Source organism: Vibrio owensii CAIM 1854 = LMG 25443 (assembly GCF_000817815.1).
Lineage (GTDB): Bacteria > Pseudomonadota > Gammaproteobacteria > Enterobacterales > Vibrionaceae > Vibrio > Vibrio owensii.
This window is the reverse complement of the sequence record NZ_JPRD01000028.1, coordinates 134177-152266: the sequence shown is the minus strand read 5'-3', so window position 1 is coordinate 152266 and position 18090 is coordinate 134177. Positions and strand designations below refer to the sequence as shown.

The 18090-nt window shown below is 45.3% G+C and carries 18 protein-coding genes and 1 pseudogene; 8 read left to right on the top strand and 11 right to left on the bottom strand.

What is annotated here, in order from left to right:
- Positions 1 to 10 precede the first annotated feature (10 nt).
- From H735_RS16775 to H735_RS16770, 3 genes are all read right to left on the bottom strand, one after another.
- A complete protein-coding gene (locus H735_RS16775) occupies positions 11 to 760 on the bottom strand; it encodes an acid phosphatase (RefSeq protein WP_020196330.1) in 750 nt (249 codons plus the stop codon).
- Between the two features lie 132 nt (positions 761 to 892).
- A complete protein-coding gene (locus H735_RS32200) occupies positions 893 to 1051 on the bottom strand; it encodes a YceK/YidQ family lipoprotein (protein ID WP_475349702.1) in 159 nt (52 codons plus the stop codon).
- 416 nt (positions 1052 to 1467) lie between these two features.
- Positions 1468 to 1944 (bottom strand): YHS domain-containing (seleno)protein, encoded by a 477-nt coding sequence (locus H735_RS16770; protein WP_020196331.1) that lies wholly within the window; start codon positions 1942 to 1944, stop codon positions 1468 to 1470.
- 110 nt (positions 1945 to 2054) lie between these two features.
- Between H735_RS16770 and H735_RS16765 the strand changes: the two genes are divergently transcribed.
- Positions 2055 to 2894: an AraC family transcriptional regulator gene (locus H735_RS16765; RefSeq protein WP_020196332.1), complete on the top strand. Its 840-nt coding sequence runs from the start codon at positions 2055 to 2057 to the stop codon at positions 2892 to 2894.
- Here the strand turns inward: H735_RS16765 and H735_RS16760 are convergent.
- Entirely contained in the window at positions 2881 to 3231 is a 351-nt protein-coding gene (locus H735_RS16760) for a DUF3147 family protein (protein WP_005440716.1), read from the bottom strand. The two genes, H735_RS16765 and H735_RS16760, sit on opposite strands and share 14 nt — an antisense overlap.
- A gap of 420 nt (positions 3232 to 3651) precedes the next feature.
- Here H735_RS16760 and H735_RS16755 point away from each other — a divergent pair, with 420 nt between their 5' ends.
- Genes H735_RS16755 through H735_RS16745 form a run of 3 tightly spaced genes read left to right on the top strand, consistent with a single transcriptional unit; the run spans position 3652 to position 6447 of the window.
- On the top strand, positions 3652 to 4476 hold the full coding sequence (locus H735_RS16755; protein ID WP_020196333.1) for an ABC transporter ATP-binding protein: 825 nt from the start codon (positions 3652 to 3654) through the stop codon (positions 4474 to 4476).
- Complete coding sequence (locus H735_RS16750; protein ID WP_020196334.1) at positions 4473 to 5414, top strand: ABC transporter substrate-binding protein; 942 nt, start codon at positions 4473 to 4475, stop codon at positions 5412 to 5414. The genes H735_RS16755 and H735_RS16750 overlap by 4 nt, the downstream gene beginning before the upstream one ends.
- Positions 5415 to 5439: 25 nt before the next feature.
- A complete protein-coding gene (locus H735_RS16745) occupies positions 5440 to 6447 on the top strand; it encodes a FecCD family ABC transporter permease (RefSeq protein WP_152447632.1) in 1008 nt (335 codons plus the stop codon).
- A gap of 87 nt (positions 6448 to 6534) precedes the next feature.
- Here H735_RS16745 and H735_RS16740 read toward each other — a convergent pair whose 3' ends face one another.
- From H735_RS16740 to H735_RS16730, 3 genes and pseudogenes are all read right to left on the bottom strand, one after another.
- Complete coding sequence (locus tag H735_RS16740) at positions 6535 to 8070, bottom strand: BCCT family transporter (RefSeq protein ID WP_020196336.1); 1536 nt, start codon at positions 8068 to 8070, stop codon at positions 6535 to 6537.
- Positions 8057 to 8959: pseudogene (locus tag H735_RS16735) on the bottom strand (homocysteine S-methyltransferase family protein). The gene H735_RS16740 and the pseudogene H735_RS16735 overlap by 14 nt, the downstream one beginning before the upstream one ends.
- Positions 8960 to 9147: 188 nt before the next feature.
- Positions 9148 to 9573 (bottom strand): TraR/DksA C4-type zinc finger protein, encoded by a 426-nt coding sequence (locus tag H735_RS16730; RefSeq protein ID WP_020196339.1) that lies wholly within the window; start codon positions 9571 to 9573, stop codon positions 9148 to 9150.
- A gap of 190 nt (positions 9574 to 9763) precedes the next feature.
- Here H735_RS16730 and zigA point away from each other — a divergent pair, with 190 nt between their 5' ends.
- On the top strand, positions 9764 to 10963 hold the full coding sequence (gene zigA, locus H735_RS16725) for a zinc metallochaperone GTPase ZigA (protein ID WP_020196340.1): 1200 nt from the start codon (positions 9764 to 9766) through the stop codon (positions 10961 to 10963).
- A gap of 147 nt (positions 10964 to 11110) precedes the next feature.
- On the opposite strand, the gene H735_RS16720 is transcribed toward zigA, so the two are convergent.
- Complete coding sequence (locus H735_RS16720; protein WP_020196341.1) at positions 11111 to 12325, bottom strand: CobW family GTP-binding protein; 1215 nt, start codon at positions 12323 to 12325, stop codon at positions 11111 to 11113.
- A gap of 276 nt (positions 12326 to 12601) precedes the next feature.
- Here H735_RS16720 and H735_RS31420 point away from each other — a divergent pair, with 276 nt between their 5' ends.
- Positions 12602 to 12763, top strand: coding sequence for a hypothetical protein (locus H735_RS31420; RefSeq protein ID WP_162998339.1), 162 nt, complete (start codon positions 12602 to 12604; stop codon positions 12761 to 12763).
- Positions 12764 to 12950: 187 nt separating this feature from the next.
- Here the strand turns inward: H735_RS31420 and H735_RS16710 are convergent, their stop codons facing one another.
- A complete protein-coding gene (locus tag H735_RS16710) occupies positions 12951 to 13580 on the bottom strand; it encodes an SGNH/GDSL hydrolase family protein (protein WP_020196343.1) in 630 nt (209 codons plus the stop codon).
- Between the two features lie 205 nt (positions 13581 to 13785).
- Positions 13786 to 14631, bottom strand: coding sequence for an enoyl-CoA hydratase/isomerase family protein (locus tag H735_RS16705; protein WP_020196344.1), 846 nt, complete (start codon positions 14629 to 14631; stop codon positions 13786 to 13788).
- A gap of 326 nt (positions 14632 to 14957) precedes the next feature.
- On the opposite strand from H735_RS16705, the gene H735_RS16700 reads away from it, so the two are divergent.
- Entirely contained in the window at positions 14958 to 15944 is a 987-nt protein-coding gene (locus H735_RS16700) for a zinc-dependent alcohol dehydrogenase family protein (protein ID WP_020196345.1), read from the top strand.
- 114 nt (positions 15945 to 16058) lie between these two features.
- Here H735_RS16700 and H735_RS16695 read toward each other — a convergent pair whose 3' ends face one another.
- On the bottom strand, positions 16059 to 17024 hold the full coding sequence (locus H735_RS16695; protein ID WP_020196346.1) for a phytanoyl-CoA dioxygenase family protein: 966 nt from the start codon (positions 17022 to 17024) through the stop codon (positions 16059 to 16061).
- A gap of 166 nt (positions 17025 to 17190) precedes the next feature.
- On the opposite strand from H735_RS16695, the gene H735_RS16690 reads away from it, so the two are divergent.
- Complete coding sequence (locus H735_RS16690) at positions 17191 to 18081, top strand: helix-turn-helix domain-containing protein (protein ID WP_020196347.1); 891 nt, start codon at positions 17191 to 17193, stop codon at positions 18079 to 18081.
- Positions 18082 to 18090 lie beyond the last annotated feature (9 nt).

Below are 18090 nucleotides of genomic sequence, written 5' to 3'. Positions count from 1 at the left end.
CGATTTATCGTTATTGGGTTAGCGCAACGTACCCTTGCTGCGCAGCTTGTAAGTCCTCAGAAAATTGTTTATCTGCCTTGAGCTTATCAAACACGATGTGCGCTACTTTTTGCCCTGCTTCCACATCACTCATCCAGTGTGCGTTACAAACGACTCGGCTGTAGCCGTAATCCGCACCTCTCTCAGCCAGTGCTTTTGCACTGTTCGGCGCAATTGCTGCCGCAACGAGTGAAACCCCGTAGCCTGATGCTGTATGACCAGAAGGGTACGATCCGTCTTTAGATAGGTAGTCTTCGGCATAAGGTGTACAAGAAGGTAAGCCGTTTACCGCAAATGGACGCGCTTTGTTGTAGTGCTTTTTAGAGTCTGATGTCGCAAGACCAAAAGAAGCAATGCTACGTCCTAAAACGGTATACATCGCTGGGGTGTCTTCCTTAGTAATCTTCACGCCCAATACATCACCATAAATCTTGGCAAAGTATTCTGGAGTAATACGCGCGTCTTGTGTCGCTTGAGCCATTCTCGCTGGGTCATCAACTGAAAAGTCGATAGCACCCACACGCTTATCTTCGAGATCTTGTTTGCTGCCTTCTGTCGGTGGCGGTGCAATCAAATCTACCGTGTGTACCGTTTCAATGTATGGTTGATAAAACTGATAGTTTCCGTAGTCGATACGTTCAAGCGAATTGATGTCTGTTGGCGCAGAGAACACGTGAAATGCAGGCAAAGTTAGAGCTACGCAAATTAGAGCTTTCTTCATTTGCTTTCCCTCCAGAATTAAAGGATCGTAGGAATATTCTTAACAACTGAATCCAATATTATCCGCAGCCCTTTAGTGCTGGAAGTTATAACGATTATTCCTAAAAGTTAATAATGGAATGAAGCAAAGCAACTAAATCATACTGCCACTTGGGCAACCTTGTGACAAAACACTGCCGTAGCTGGTCGTTGGAGTAAATAACATGATTAAATCAGCAGGCAGGAATACAACATCAGTAACCAATGACAAAGGCATATCGACGAAAGAAATAGGATATAAAGCGTAAGACACGGCTGAGCCATCCAAGAAGCATGGCTGGCGCGCAACGGACAACGCTGTACCGGAAAATGGTTTACCGTAACCCCTCTCGCATGTGCATCCATAGATGAACATCCCACCGTCAAAGAAGCCATTGCAATAACGGTGAGTACTTGAAGTTTTTTGAGAAGATTGTTTTTCATGTCTGATAGGTTCCAACTGATTGTTATTGATATAAATTATTATTCGACAACAATAATCCCATCTGCATTTATAAAACAACCTATCTAACTAATTCGATTGGGAATAAATCAATTTTCGTGACAAATATATCGCTTCTACCTTGGGTAAATAACAACTTATAAACGTCCGTTCCCTCGACCCAATACACAAAGGCGAACCAATTGGCTCGCCTTAAATATGTGAGGAAAGGATAAAAACGACGTCCGTTACAGCTTATCTGCATCAACAACTTTAATCGTTGTCCAGTTGGTGTTGGCGTCTTGAATAAAGCCTTGCGTATCTTCTAGCCAGCGCTTCTGTACCGATTTATCCAAGTTTAAGTACAGTTTGCCACCTTCAATCTTCCATGCCTCTGGGTCAGTTTCAAACTTTTTGCCCATCGCAACACCAAATGCACAGTAACCACCGTATTGCGGCGCATACGCTTGAGGATCAGCTTTGAACTGGTCTCGGTTTGCTGCGTTCACAAAGTGATAAATCGCATTGTTATACGTAGCTGAATATTGAGCCTTCCCTTGAGCTGGGCCATTATCCGTGAAGTAAGCCACCGGATCGTAACCCTTGATAGCGAGATCATTTGCATCAACGCTCATGCCTACATCCGCAGCCATCAGTGAAAAACTGGTTCCGAGTAAAGCGGTCATTAAAGTGAGTTTTCGACCAGTTGATTTAATGCGTGACATAGTAAGCTCCTTGTCTGTGTTTGTTTGCCTTGTGTGAATAAATTAGCTAACTCTTCCGGTCTATAAAGGGACAAAAGACCAAAAAAGTACGCGAATCGTTCGGAGGTAACATGGATCTGTTGTCACAGCTGATGAAGCATTTCTCAATACGCACAGGCGTTTTCTATTCTGGACACTTGTGTGGTATCTCCTCGTTCCAAGCAGAGCACCATAACCGAGGCCATTTGCATGTTTTGAATGCTGGTGAATTGATACTGACAAGCGCAAACGAGAAGGCTCAAAAGCTAACAGAGCCTTGCATCGTTTATCTGCCAAACAATACGCCGCATAGAATTGAAGGAAGCGAAGAAACAGAATTAGTTTGCGCCAATGTGGATTACCGAGGTGGGCAGATCAACCCTCTATTGTCTGTCTTGCCGGATGTCGTCGTTATCCCTTTTAACGCGGTGCCGAACCTAACTCCGCTCTTGGATATGCTGTCCTCGGAAGCAAGAGGAAATGGCATCGGACAAGAGTTTTTATTGGATAAGCTGAGCGATACCTTAATGGCGTTGATCTTTCGTTATCTTATTGAGGAAAAGCAAATTGAACACGGCTTGTTTGCTGCGCTCGTCCACCCTCGTTTAGCTCCCGTTATGACGGCTATTCATCAGCTCCCTGCCCGTCATTTTCATCTAAATGAATTGGCGTCATTGGCGGCCATGTCTCGCACTCAGTTTATTGAGACGTTCAAACAAACCGTTGGGGAAACTCCGGGAGATTATGTGCAAAAATGGCGAGTATCCATTGCCCAGTCTTTATTACTGCAAAATAAACCGCTCAACTGGGTGTCTGACGAGGTGGGATACAACAGCTACTCGGGTTTTTCTCGTGCTTTCCAAAATGTATCTGGTATGTCACCTCGCCAATGGATACAAAGCCAAAAAGAAAACGAGCTTAAAGCAAGTTGATACCAAATTGTTTCGCGATCAAATTCGTTATCGCAAAACAAATTACGGATACAACACAGCTAATCAGCAAGGTAATCCAAAAGGAATACTTGCTCAGTAGATAAGGGAAAAGAAGAAACATTGGCAATGTTGGTACAACAAACCAAAAGGTATAAAACGCGTGGTTAGACAGCTTCTCTGTGCCTTGCCCTTCAATATACATCCATACCAACGCCAATATGGTCACGGTTGGCAATGCAGCCACGAGCGCACCTAACCTATCACTTCGCTTCGCGACTTCAGAAATGAGAACCACAATCGCGGCGGTGGTTAAGTACTTTGTCACAATCCATAGCATTTTTGCCTCCTTGCCAACGATGGCCTTTCAAATGAGTAATGTAATACGTCCAATGCTAGTTGATAAGTACTTTAATCTATTTTTCAGAATGTTAAGCAAAACACACCGACAATCCAAAACCTTCTCTGTATTTGCTTAACGGAAATGTATTGCTGATTTGCTCATCGACTCTTGTTTGTTAACACTAATCGAATTAACTCACTAACGTAATGCTTTAGCCATTGCAATATCGCGGATACTTTGAGTTTTTTATCAAAAGTCTAACTCTGTGCTAATTGGTATGTTATAACATTGCCAATGTATAAATGAGACTTGGTTACACTAGTACCGACTTGGGTTTGTTTTGATCGAATCTTTTGTCGGTTCTTTTGCCGCTCTTACATCAACACGATCTCGGTTTTGAATATTAGAAAATTAAAGATGCATCCAGCCCCCAACGCCGCCAATTACCCTGTCATTCGGGTGTCAGACTTAAGCTACAAAACCAGTGGTGACCAACTTCTGATCGACAATGTAAGCTTCGAACTGCACGTAGGAGAAAACCTAGTCATTATCGGTCCCAATGGGTCAGGAAAAAGCACGCTACTTAAACTTTTAACTGGAACGTTAACCCCTTCGCAAGGCCAAGTCGTGTATGACAACACACCACTCCAGCGCCTAACCCTTAAGCAGCGCGCCGCGAAAATTGCGGTGATTGACCAACACGAAAAACCAGATCCTCGCTTATTAGTTCGTGATTACGTCCGCCTTGGGTGTATCCCACATGAAGCTCAAATCTCTAAAGAAGAGATAACACATCGCGTCGAACACGCTATGTCATTGCTCGGGATATCACATTTATCCGGTAAAACAATGCAGCAGCTATCGGGTGGTGAGAAGCAAAAAACCTATGTTGCGCGAAGTTTATGCCAAAAGCCCGATGTTCTGATTCTTGATGAACCTACTAATCACCTCGACCCCAAAGCAAAAGGCGAGGTTTTATCTATCGTTGCTAGCCTTGGTATCACTACGATTACCGTCTTGCATGAACTGCCGCTTGCCGCTCAGATGTGCGACAAGCTTCTTTTGCTCGAATCAGCCAGAGTGCGAGCATTTGGCACTCCAGACCAAGCGTTAACCACAGAACTTGTCCACCAAGTGTTTGGGGTTGGATTGCATCGCTTTGAACACCCCCTGGGAGATCGAAGCCTCGTCTGTATCGATATCCCTATGAGAAAAAACTGTCAAATAATGGAATTTATATGAAAAGAGTCATCTCCTCTCTCGCTCTTTGCTTGAGCGCAACAACACAGGCAAGTGTCACTGTCGAGAACTGTGGTCAGCCAATCACTTTTAACTCCGTTCCTGAACGCATGGTCGTGCACGACATTAATATGGCAGAGATGGCTTTTGCTCTCGATCTACAAGACAAGATTGTCGGTTTAACGGGCATCACTGGTTGGTATAAAACTGGCCCCGAGTTCGACAAAATGCGCGGTGACATCCCTGAACTTGCGCCTAAATACCCTACCATGGAGAACTTGCTTTCTGCTGATCCTGATCTGTTTTTCGCTGGTTGGTATTATGGAATGAAACCAGGCGGCGAAGTGACACCAGATACGCTCGCGGCACAGAATATCAACACTCTCGTTTTAAGCGAAAGCTGCTCGCACTTAGAGGGTAAACGCGAGAAAGCAACCATGGATTTGCTCTTTAACGATATTGCTCGATTGGGGAAGGTGTTTGATAAAGAGCAACAAGCAGCCAAGTTAATAACCGACTGGAAATCGCAGCTTTCGGATATCCAATCCAAAGTGAAAAACGCACCAGAAACCCGAGTTTTCTTATATGACTCTGGTGACGAGAAACCCTTCACCGCCGGAAAATACGCCATTATTACGCCAATGATTGAAGCCGCGGGTGGTCAGAATGTCATGGCTGATATGGAAACGAGTTGGGGTCGAACCTCCTGGGAAACTGTGGCGATGAGAAATCCAGAGTTTTTGCTCCTTTTGGATTATGAAGATGGCAATGGTGCCACTAAGTTAATGGAATTTTTGAAACAACACCCTGCAATGAAAGAAACAGACGCAGTTAAAAACGAGCGTTTTATCGCACTCAAGTACGCAGAGTTAACGCCAGGGCCAGTCAATATCGCTGTTATCGAAAAAGTGGCAAAAGCCATGCATCCCGAGCTTTTCTAACAAGATGTCCGATAGCGTTAAAACCATGATTTGGGTAGCGTTAGGTTTCGCCTTAATCGCTACCTTGTTGATTATGTCTGTTGTACATGGCTCTACCCCTATTTCCCTTGAAACGACTTTGCAGGCATTTGGACAACTGTTTATTCACAATGAAAACACGATGGGACCAGTGTACGGCATTGTTGTCGATCTAAGACTTCCGCGAGCACTTCTCGCCATACTCGTCGGAGCTGGATTGGGGGTTGTTGGTACGCTCTTGCAGACCACAACAAAAAACGATCTCGCTGATCCTTTCTTGTTTGGTTTGAGCTCAGGAGCTGCCGCTGGTGCTGTCGCAGTTATTACACTGGGTGGTGATTTTCTAGGCATTTGGACGCTTCCGCTTGCTTCTTTCATTGGTGGCATGACGGCTTCAGGGTTAGTGATTTTGCTAGTCAGGAGAATGGCGAATTCTGGGCCAGAAAAGCTCGTATTAGCCGGCCTTGCTGTCTCGTTTGTGTTTACCGCGTTGACCAACTATTTGATCTTTTCTGGTGACCAAAGAGCAGCACACTCTGTCCTATTCTGGTCTTTGGGAGGACTAGGGCTCGCTCGCTGGGACAACTTATTTTTAGCTATAGCTGGGTTTGCGATCGTGTTCGGTTATGCGCTCTATAGTCATCGAAACTTTGATGCACTATTGGCAGGAGAACACACCGCCCGCACCCTCGGCGTCGACCCAGTTAAACAACAAAACCTCACCTTTGTCGTATGTGCTTTTAGTACCGCAATCTTTGTGTCACTCACTGGCATTATTGGTTTTATTGGTTTTATTGGCCTTATGGTGCCTCATATCGCGCGCATGTTAACGGGCTCTATGCACAAAGGTTTAATTGTTTTCTCCGCAATCCTTGGCAGTATATTTTTACTTGGAAGTGACTTAATAGCACGAGTCATACTCATTCCTCAGGAGCTTCCTGTCGGTATTGTTACGACCTCAATAGGCGGCGTGTTTGTGTTTTTCTTACTGATGAAGAACAGCGCATCAAGTTAGCGCTCAGGGAAGAGATAAAAGCCAAAGTTGGTGGATGAATCGATAAAAACCCTCTTCAAGTTTAAACATGAAGAGGTTTTTTTGAGGCTAAGCAATCAGTTCTTGTGCTTCTACAGATGCTTCCGGCTCTGGTTGCGAAACTGCCTTGCCTTTCAGTTCCATCATGAGTTGTTTCACCAAAACTCCGTAGATAAACATCATCGGTAGTCCCGCCACCACGCACAAGGATTTAATGGTATTGATGCCACCACCCGTGAGGAATACGCTAAAGCTGATAAGTGCAATCGCCCCTGCCCACATCAGTTTGACCTTGTTGTCTGGGTCTCCGTTTAGGGATAACTGATTCGTGGTCAGCATCGATGTGGCCACGCTAGCGCTCGACATCGTAGTCAACATTAAGAAGAACTGAATCACCAAAAAGACCGCAAGAACTACATTGTTTGCTGGCAAAGTTTTGATCAACGAGACGACGGCAAACGTCAATCCACCATTGCTCATCCATTCTTGAACGGGATAACCACCTAATAGCTGCGCCCAAACCGCATAGCCTCCAAAGATTGAGATAAAGAATGCACATCCCAGAGCACCCATCGACATGGTATACAAGATGACTTCACGAATGGTGCGGCCTCTCGATATACGTGTAATGAACAAACCCATCATGATTAAGTACGCGTAGTACCAAAACCAATAATATTGAGTCCATGTTTGAGGAAAACCACTCTTCTGCACCGGATCTGTCCAAAGAGACATGCGGAAGAAGCTATCTAACATAACACCGAGCGAATCCGTCACGTTGTTCAGCACAAATTGGGCATTTGATGAAAACAGCACAAACAAGGCAAAGAGAATCGCAGCGATGACGGTGTAATCGGATACCTTACTGATGCCTTTGTTGAAGCCCACCAGCGTCACTGCGAATAAAACCAATACGAACAAGAAGATGATGCCGCCTTGAAGCAACAAGTTGTTCTCTATCCCAAATAACTCTGCCGCTCCTGTACTCAGCAACGTGACGGTTAACGCCAATGAACTCGCAAAAGCCGCTAGTGTTCCGAAGATGGCCAAAAGGTCGACGCATTTACCCACGATTGGATTCTTGCCCAGTACGGGTTCACACAGTGTCGAGAGCTTCAATGTACGGCGTTTTTGCACATAAAAAGCGTAAGCAAAAGGAATCGCAGGGAAACAGTAGATCGCCCACCCTGTTATCCCCCAGTGGAACATTGAATAAGTGACTGACCACGCAGCTGCAGTGTAACTGTTCGCTTCAGCAAATAGTGGTGGAGATTGCAGGTAGTACATTGGCTCTCCAATCCCCCAATAAATAAGCGATGCACCAACACCAGCCGTAAAGATCATGCCGCCAAAAGAGAAGTTCGAATACTCTGGCTTTCCTTCACCTAATCGAATGTCGCCATACTTGGAAAACGCCAACCAAAGTAGAAAGCCAACAAGAGCAAGACTGCAGATTTGCACTAGCCAGCCAAACCAATCGGTCACAAACGTCATTGCGTTGTTCGCCATAGCTTGAGACTGCTCTGGGAACATCGAAGAGACAAGTAAAATGAGCAGGACAGTGCCAATCGCAGGAATGGTGAGTCCGAGATTAAGATTCTTCAAGGCTGTCTCTCCACGCTGTCAGTTCTTCAATATGACTAGGCTCAATGCCACAACAGCCGCCAATGATACTCGCCCCTAAGCGATGCCGCGTTTTCGCGTATTCTAGATATTCTGTTGGAGAGAAGTTTCTAAGCCCTTGGTATGACTCGTTCGCTTGGTGATTCGCTTTAATGGGCGCAAAGCTGTTCGCGTAGACACCAATAGTTAACGTCTTCCCAGCCCGCTCCAATACCTGATTCACATCTTTGATCGCTTGTTCAATCACTTCAGGAATTGAGCAGTTGAAGAAAATACCGGTCGCATTAGTATCAAGAAGTGCTTCAACTGCGTCTATGACAAGCTCACCAGAGCGCAGACGTGAGACTTCGCTGATTTCATCTTCTAACGTGAAAGAGATATAAACTGGCTTGTCGGTTTTAGACAGAACTTTGCTGATCACTCGCGCTTCACCAAGGCTTGCGACAGTTTCCGCCAACCAAATATCTACATGTGGCTCTTGCGCTTCAAATAGAGTCTCACTGATGTCTTAAGCACGCTTTTCTTCAAATAAATCAGGTCGATAAGAGCCAAAGGCAGGAGGTATCGCGCCAGCAACAAGCACTTCTTTTTGTGACACGGTCACGACGTCACGAGCAATTTTCGCGGCTTTCTCTGCCAGACCGCATCCCTGTTTTGCATACAAATCTTCACCTAGATGAAACGGAACACAGGCATAACTGTTGACGGTAATGATTTGTGCACCTGCATCAATAAAACCTTGGTGCGCTTGCGTAACATGCTGTGGGGATTCGATAAGTGCTTGGGCACTCCAGAGAGGTTGAGAAAAAGGAGCACCTATGCGTTTTAGCTCGCGCCCCATACCACCATCCAATATTGTAAGATTTACCATTTAGACATCCATACCGCTAAAATCTATTTGGCTATTCAATCACAATGTGACGTAAGTGAAAGTTACATTTCCTCACACTCAACATGAAGAAGATTCATGTTGAGTGAAAACGAGCAATATCTTACACAATGTTATGCGACGCAGAGGGAATTAAAACCCACTTTCTCCCTATTTACTTGGGTGACATTTTACTCTCTGTACCAGTGCTCTTTTGACTCCATTTGCGCTTTTACTTCTGCACTATATTCAGCGGTAGGTCGCGCCAATAACCTTGGAATGCCGATAGGTTCTCCGGACTCTAAACAGTAGCCATACTCCCCTGCGCGCAAGCGAGCCAACGATTGTTGAATCTTAGGTAACAGCTTTTGCTCTCTGTCTATGATTCTTAATGCGATTGCAGACTGCTCTTCACTGGACGCCCTATCGCTTTCGTCACTGAATTCCATTGGCGCAATCATCTCTTCTTTCGCACGTTCAATATGCGCTAACGTCGATTCATAAAGCTCAAATAATCGGTTTTCAAAAAACGCGAGCTGAGCTTCATTCATATAATCCGCCTCGGGTGCTGCAAGAATTTCTTCTTCTGTCATGACATGCTTTTTCTCTTCGTTCATAGAACCTCCACACCGAGATAAGAGTTCGATCTCTAAATTCTGTACATCTGAATCTGTATAACTTAACGACGAATGAATGCGCCAATAAGGTGCAGTACTCGACACAGTCACAAACTGCTTGATGCCAGAGTTAAGATCACCGACTATATTAATTGTTACATTATAACGTTACACTATAAAGAGCATGAGCATGAACACCCAGAAACTCCCTGTTACGGTTTTATCCGGCTTTCTAGGCGCAGGAAAAACAACCGTTTTAAGTCATATTCTTAACAATAGACAAGGCAGAAAAGTCGCGGTCATCGTCAACGACATGAGCGAAGTCAACATCGATGCGGCGACCGTTCAGAATGAAGTTTCTCTCAATCACAGTGAAGAAAAATTGGTTGAAATGAGTAACGGCTGCATCTGTTGTACCTTGCGTGAGGATCTGCTTGAAGAAGTCACTAAACTCGCACAAGAAGGCAGATTCGATTACTTAGTTATCGAGTCCACTGGCATCGCCGAGCCACTTCCCGTTGCAGAGACTTTTACGTTTGCTGATGAAAACGGGCTATCACTTTCAGACGTTGCACGTTTAGACACAATGGTTACGGTGGTTGATGCGATTAACTTTCTGCGTGATTACGATGAAGCTAAGTTCTTAACAGAGACAGCCGAATCCTTAGGTGAAGACGATGAACGCAGCGTCGCCGACTTGCTCGTTGATCAAGTAGAGTTCGCTGACGTTATCTTGATAAGTAAAACCGACCTCGTTGAGAAATCAGAAATCGAAAGGCTTCTTGCGATTCTTAGAACTCTCAATACATCGGCCACTATTCTTCCTATCTCGAATGGTGAAGTAGAACTTGATGCGGTACTCGACACACAAAGCTTCAGTTTTGAAAAGGCACAACAAGCCCCAGGTTGGTTGAAGGAAATGCGAGGCGAGCACATACCTGAAACCGAAGAATACGGCATTTCCAGTTTTGCTTATCATGCGAGACGCCCTTTCCATCCAGAGAAGTTTTACGACTTCCTCCACAATGCGAAAGATTACGGCAAACTGATTCGTTCCAAGGGTTATTTTTGGCTAGCAACCAGACCAGAGTTTGTCGGTCAATGGAGCCAAGCGGGAGGCATCGCACGTTATGGTGTTGCGGGTATGTTTTGGAAAGCGATTCCGAAGGAGGAATGGCCGACGGATCAAGATTACTTAGATGCTATAAACGACATTTGGCAAGAACCATACGGCGATATGCGACAAGAATTGGTGTTTATTGGTCAGGGATTAGAGCAAGAGAAATTGATTGCTCGTCTTAACGAATGCTTGTTAACAGAAGATGAGATGGAGCAAGGGCTCGACTATTGGTTATCTCTGGAAGACCCTTTCCCTGAATGGGAACAGTAAACGACTGAGACACAAAAAGCCTCCCACCATTCGGGAGGCTTTCTCGTTACACAGAGCCAATTTTGGTATACCGAGCCAATTCAGTAAGTCCGTTCTCGAAACAACCCGAGATTCAAACATGCAGCGAGGGAATCCTCACCAGAGCATTCAAAGCGTCTTCTTCTGGCTCAACTTAGCAATTTTCTTTGGCCAAGGATCTTCAAATGTTGCCCCTTGTTGCCATTGCTCCAATTCCGCATCCGTTAAAAAGCAGCTTTCCAGCGCATCAATAAACGCATCGACTTCGTTTTCTTGACCAATCACCGTTAAGCGACAACGGCGATCACCAAAGCGGCTTTCAACGCTGTCTATCTTATCTTGCAGGGTTTGGCGATGTTCGTCAGTGAAGTTTTGTGATTCGTCATTGATTACCGAAGCGCGCCAAAAGCCTGTAATTTCAAGCCCCACATTGCCATTCGCTTGGCTCCAAAGCAGTGAAACATCGTCTCGAGTTGGGAACCAAAAGAACCCCTTACTGCGGAACACACCTTTCGTTAAATACTGATGGCAGGTATTCCACAAACGCGCAGGATGAAAAGGTCGATCATCTTTGATCACTTTGGCGACAAGGCTTTGTTCGTCTTTATCAGAGAGATTCAACGGCTCATTCACCGTCTCACGAAGTTCTGCGATTAACTGCTCAACGAGGAAGAAATTGTAGTCTTGCTCACCTTTCAACATGCGGATATCCAAGTTTCCCCATGACGTTTTGATTATCTCGGTGTAAACGTTAAGCGGGTGAATCGCCTGCGCGATGTTGCGAACGGTATTGTCATCCACTTTGTCCGTCTTGGTGAGCATGACACGGTTTGAGAACATGATTTGCTCTACCAACAAGTTTTCAACGCCGCGAACACCCTGCTGTACGTTCTCTTGCCACTTCGGAATTAAGGCAGAGCCTTGTCGATAGTCATCTCGCAACCAAGTCGCATCCACCAACGTAATCACGTCTTTGAGAGCGAATTGTGCGTTATTTTTGAAATACTCAACCAAAGGCAAAGGATGACTACTGCCCGACGTTTCAATCACAATCCATTCTGGCGACTTTTCTACGCAGAGCTTTTTAAGGGCTGTATCGAGCTGCTTTACACCACTCGGGCTGCTGATGCTGTCTCCACTGATCGTGACAAAGTTGCCCTGCTCTTCACTCACCGCATCGGTATTTAAGATAAGCACGCCATCAACGTCTAACTCACTCATGTCATTCACAATAACGGAAAGATCAATACCAGAAGAATCGGCTTGTTGAAGAATGTTGCGTAAAAAAGTGGTTTTCCCTGACCCAAGAAATCCATGCAAAATGGTGACTGGAATTGATGGCATACCTTTGACCTACAAACTCTGAATAAACACATGTTATAACATAACAATTTAATGAGTTGTAGAAGGAATCCAATTGCTGTCTTAGACCCAAAGCTTAAGAATCGGTAAAGACCACAGAGACTGATTTTTCAGAACTAGCCTTCGTTTCTCAGCACGTTTCATCACCAGCAAAGGTCTGACTATTGATAAAAATAATAAGTGGTTACAAAACGACCATTGCTTTGTTTATAAAATTGGAGAAAGATGACAATACAGCGATTTATAGGAGGTGGTGTTATGACTTTAGTTCTTACCGTTCTTATTTTCCTAAGTTGTATTGCGATGCTCGCGATTGGTGTGATGTTTTCACGTAGGCCGATCAAAGGCGGAGGTTGTTGCAAAGCGTCCGATGTTGCGGATGTGGGCGCACGTAAAAGGCAGTCCCGCAAGGATACATAGAATCCCAGCACACGAAAGCCCAGACAGCGGTTTTGCCTTGGCGTAGACACTTTAAAAATGCTGAACACGCCAACCAGATTACGTGATCGCCTCAAGGGCACAGCGCATAATCGCCCTACTTCTCAACCTTTTCAATACAGGCTTTTCCTTAGACGAAAAGCCTGTTTTCCCTGTAATCCCTTAACATCTATGATTTTTGAAAAGCCGCTAGCACCATGGGTTGCAGTGCTCTAGCCAATTTCTCATGCTGGTCTTGTTGCCAATGAATCCCTTCGTTAGGACACGACTCCACCACGGTCCCGGCATCAAGAAATGCACACCCCAGTTCCTGTGCTCGGTTTCGATAATGAAAGCCAAACTCTTTGGACTTCTCCGCCCCGCCAATAAACATACTGCCGAAGAAACCAATCTCATGCACGGGTGGCGGCGCGACTAAAAGAACTTGCGGCGCTTCTCGCTTTGCCCAGTTATCAAAGTTAAGCACTTCTTGCGCTAAGCGTGCTGCACCACGCGAAATATCGAAAGCTGATAAACCCAAGCAGTTTTTCATATCATTCGTGCCGAGCATAATGATGACCAAGTCGGGCAGATGAGATTCCAAGCAAGGGCGTAAATAGCGAAGGCCGTTTTTCTCACCCTCAAAAGGATCATCATGCACAGTGGTTCGCCCCGGTTGCCCTTCCTCTATGACCTCATAACCATCCGGTAGAGACATTCGTAACAAGGATGGCCATCGCTCGTTTGGTCCGTAACGGCGGTCTTCATTCGGTACTGCGCCCCAGGTATTTGAATCGCCAAAACAAAGTATGGTCGGCATTAAACGTGTTCCTCACTAAAACTATCGCTTTGCAGTCTATCAAAAACGTTGTTCAAGTCTGTGATTTAATTCGAAAGATCATGCCCATAAACAAGCTCAATAGGCTTGCGAATTTAAGAACGATAAACACGTCGGTAGTTGAACACAAAAAGGCGAACCACTTGGCTCGCCTTTCTAGTGCTTAATAAGAAACTAATGCAGCAGCTTAGTTGATGTCTTGTACCTTCATCACCAAGTCTTCCCAATTGCGTTGGTTCTCGATGTCATGCTCTAAGCCTTGATCATCGGCAATTTGGAAACGCTTAACTGCAGGCGTCTTGCTCGTTGCTTGGTAAAGCCAGTAGGCTTCGGCTTTCAATGCTTCATCAATTGGCTTGTCGATTGACTCGTACACCATCTGTTTACACGCATTGATAGATTCAGCCGGGAACTTAGAAATTCGCTGCGCTAATGCATCAACATAAGGGCCAATTTCATCCGGTTCTAACGCTTTGTTGATAGTGCCGTACGCTTCTGCTTCATCCGCGTCGAAGTCTCGGGCGCTCAAGATGATCTCTAGGGCACGACCTAATCCCACCTGACGTGCCATACGAGATGCACCGCCACCACAAGGCAAGATGCCCATACCCACTTCCATCTGCATGAACTTGTATTTACCGCGAGCGGCAAAACGCATGTCACATGCCAATGCAAATTCATGACCGCCACCACGGGCAAAGCCTTCTAGCTTCGCAATTGTGGCTTGCGGTAGCTTGCTGATTCTTTCAAGAACCGCTTGGAGATCGAGTAACTTCGCTTCTTCGCGAGAAACGGCCTCTGTCGACATCTCTTTAAGCAATTCGGTATCGTAATGACAAACCCAAATCTCCGGGTTGGCTGATTGGAATACAACCACTTTGACACTACGATCACGTTCTAATCGCAGTGCTAACCCATTCAAATCCGACAACATTTCCTGCCCTTGCACGTTTACCGTACCAAAATCAAACGTGACATAAAGAATTGCGTCTTCTTGCTTTGCAGTAAACGTTTTGTAGCCTTCGTAAGCCATATCCATTTCCTTTTTCCAATAAAATCATTAGGTTGCTATTTTTCGAAGCAACGCAATTAACGTTACGCCTCTAAAAAACATCAAACAATGACGCATAAAAAGAAACAGTATCTACGAAAACTAAAAGGTGATTTCCTCAATAACGGCTAGCAACAAATCACGTAAATCTGATCTTTAATCTCAATTGGTGAGTAAGTAACTCTGCGGTTTACTACTCGTAGTATTATCAACAAAAACTTAAAACTGATTTCTTTTTCAGCCCAATTATCAATTTTGAAATCGCGCCTATACTGAATCCATACGAACGCACAACCGAGGAAATCATAATGAAAGCAGCCGTAATTCGTCAGTTTGGTAGTTCAGAAGTATTCGAAACAGCAGACGTGCAAAAACCGGAAGTTAAAGCAGGCCACGTCCTAGTTAAAGTCGCTGCATCAAGTGTTAATACTGTTGACATGATGCTGCGTGAAATGGGCGAAGGTTTACCCTTCCACCCACAACTTCCGGGCATTCTGGGTATGGACTTCGCAGGTACGGTTGAAGCCGTTGGTGAAGGTGTTACCGAATACACGGTTGGTGATGAGGTTTATGGTTGTGCGGGTGGCCTCGGTGACCTTCAAGGTTCTCTAGCGGAATACATGGTGGCAGACGCAGACCTTATCGCTCACAAGCCAAGCAACCTTTCTATGCGTGAAGCGGCGGCAATTCCATTGGTTGGCATTACGGCTTACGAAGGTTTAATTCGTGCTGGCGTTCGCCAAGGCCAAAAAGTACTGGTTCATGGTGGCGCAGGTGGTGTTGGCCATATTGCACTGCAACTTGCTCGTCACATGGGTGCTGAAGTCTTCGCAACTGGTTCTACTGGTGTGAAGAATGACCTGATTACCGAGCTTGGTGCAACCGCGATTGATTACCGTACTGAGTCAGTAGCCGATTACGTTGCGAAACACACCTCTGGCGCTGGTTTTGATGTGGTCTTCGATTCGGTTGGCGGTGCAAACCTAACTAACTCGTTTGATGCAGCAAAACTCAACGGCCAAGTTGCAACAACCGTGTCTTTGCATGAGCAAGATTTAAGTACCGTTCACATGAAAGGCTTGTCATTGCACGTGGTATTTATGCTTATTCCGATGATCCATAATGTTGGTCGACGTGAACATGCCATCATCCTAAAAGAGTTAGCTAAGATTGCAGAATCAGGCGCACTAAAACCGATTCTCGATGAACACGAGTTTACCCTTGAGCAAGCCGGCGCTGCGCATGATCGTCTAGCCAGTGGTCAAGCGATTGGTAAAGTCGTCGTGAATATCTAAGTTTTGTCTTAGTTACATTAACAGCACAATTCAAAAAGACCTCCGTGATGGAGGTCTTTTGTTTTTAGCTAACTTTATTTTCAGCTTACCTTGGTTTTAGCCAGAGCTATCTGTTTAGGCAAACTCAGGTACTTTCCAACTCACCAGACCTAGCAACTTCTCACCTAGTGGTGTGAGCTTAACTTGGGGATACTTCACCTGTTCCCAATTGCGTGGATCACCCGGGAAAGCAAACCCTTCTGGTGGAAGACGTTCTTGCCAAGAGCGAACACGCCAATCTCGAATGGGTTGGTTACCTTCTTCTGCCGGAACCATAGAGATATATTGCGCCATACGTACTTTATCGGACTGGTTTGGGCGAATGCCATGAGGAAGCAGGCTATTAAAGATCAACAAGTCCCCTGCTTTCATCGAAATAAACTCCACCTCAAAACCAGTGAGATCTGGCACATAAGGGTCGCGGTCAGCAGGCTGGGTTTTACGCCACTCTTCCAGTTGACGATAAAGCTCCGGCACACATTGGAAACCACCAGTTTCTTCGTCCGTATCAGACAGTGCTAACACACCTTGCACGTTTACTGGCAATGGATCGAGTGAGGAATCCGCATCCCAATGAACAAAGCCACTGAATTCACGACCCGATTTGTTCGGTGGGTTAAGGTTAGCGCGGTCAATAGTGACCCATAAGTTTTCCTGATCCCAGATATCAACAAATGCATTATACACCTCTGGGTTCTGGCGGTTATCCCACAACACTTGGTTGTTATAACACTCCACCATGCCAGAGTTGTTGAGCTCAACCATGGCGTGGTCACGGCGCTGTGCTTGATACCAAGTGCTCGAATCGTTTGGGTCCATTTCTTGGAACTCCCATAGGAAATCCTGAGAACGCTTTACCGCTTCCGGAGAGATGATTTGACGAAGCACCAAATAGCCATTGTGTTGCCAAAAGTCGAACTGTTCTTGGGTTAACTTTTTCAACGGCAGTGTTTTTTTGATGTCTTTTAGTTGCGCTGAATTGATGTTGGAAACACTGTTATTTCCGGGTGCGTTGTCGCCGAATCCGTATTTGTTTTTCATAGTGACTGATTCCTGTAGGGCTGATTATTATTGGTTTAACAAGCATTGAGCGCGCTTGATTGATCACATTCTGACAACAATCAATCCAACAAAGTGATACAAAAAACGCAGATACTGATACTTTACCGTCATAGAAACATGCGCGTTAGATAGGTTTGTATTACTCATGAAAGCTCAATACGAAAAGGTTCAATACAACCAAAACAATTCATGGCAACTGCTGATTCGGCGCTTAGAGGCGATTCCTTTCGAATGGCATTTTCACCCTGAGTACGAGCTGACACTGACTCTGAACAGCAAGGGCGAACGCTACATTGGCGATACGATCTCTGAGTATGAGGATTTCGACTTAGTGCTATTAGGGCCCAACATCCCTCACACATGGCAATCAAGAACAAGCCTAGAAGCAGATAAGGAGCAGAAGGTTTATGTCTTGTGGTTTGACACACAATGGATAGAGGAACTCTCCCGTTTATTTCCTGAATGCCAAGCCTTTTCTCCCCTGCTACTCGAAGCTCATAGAGGGCTGCACTTCTCTCAAGCTATCGCGAAGCAATTGCTGCCTCTTTTTGAAGAGTTAGACACTGCGACGCCAATGCAAAAGCTCACCATCATGCTGAGTATTCTTGATGAGCTAAGCAGCACTGTTGATTACCAACCCATATCAGTGAATCAAACCTTTAACCGACAAGACTCCGACAAACGTCAGCAAAGATTACTCAGTCAATTACTTGAAGTAATACACGCAAACTACACCGAACCGCTATCAGTCACAGAGTTGGCCTCTTTGGTTGGAATGAGTGAAAGTACCTTAGGGCGATTTTTTAAAAAGATGATGGGACAGAGTGTCAGTCACTACATCACTCAAGTAAGACTGGGTAAAGGCTGTTCGCTATTGGTACAAACCGACAAGCCCGTTTCCCTCGTTGCGGAGTTATCTGGATTCAATAACTTGTCGAACTTCAATCGATTGTTCTTAAAATACAAGCAGCTTACGCCCAAAGCATTCCGTGCGAAGTTCACACAATCCCATTGCGAAACAGAAAAAAACGCATAGCCAAATGAC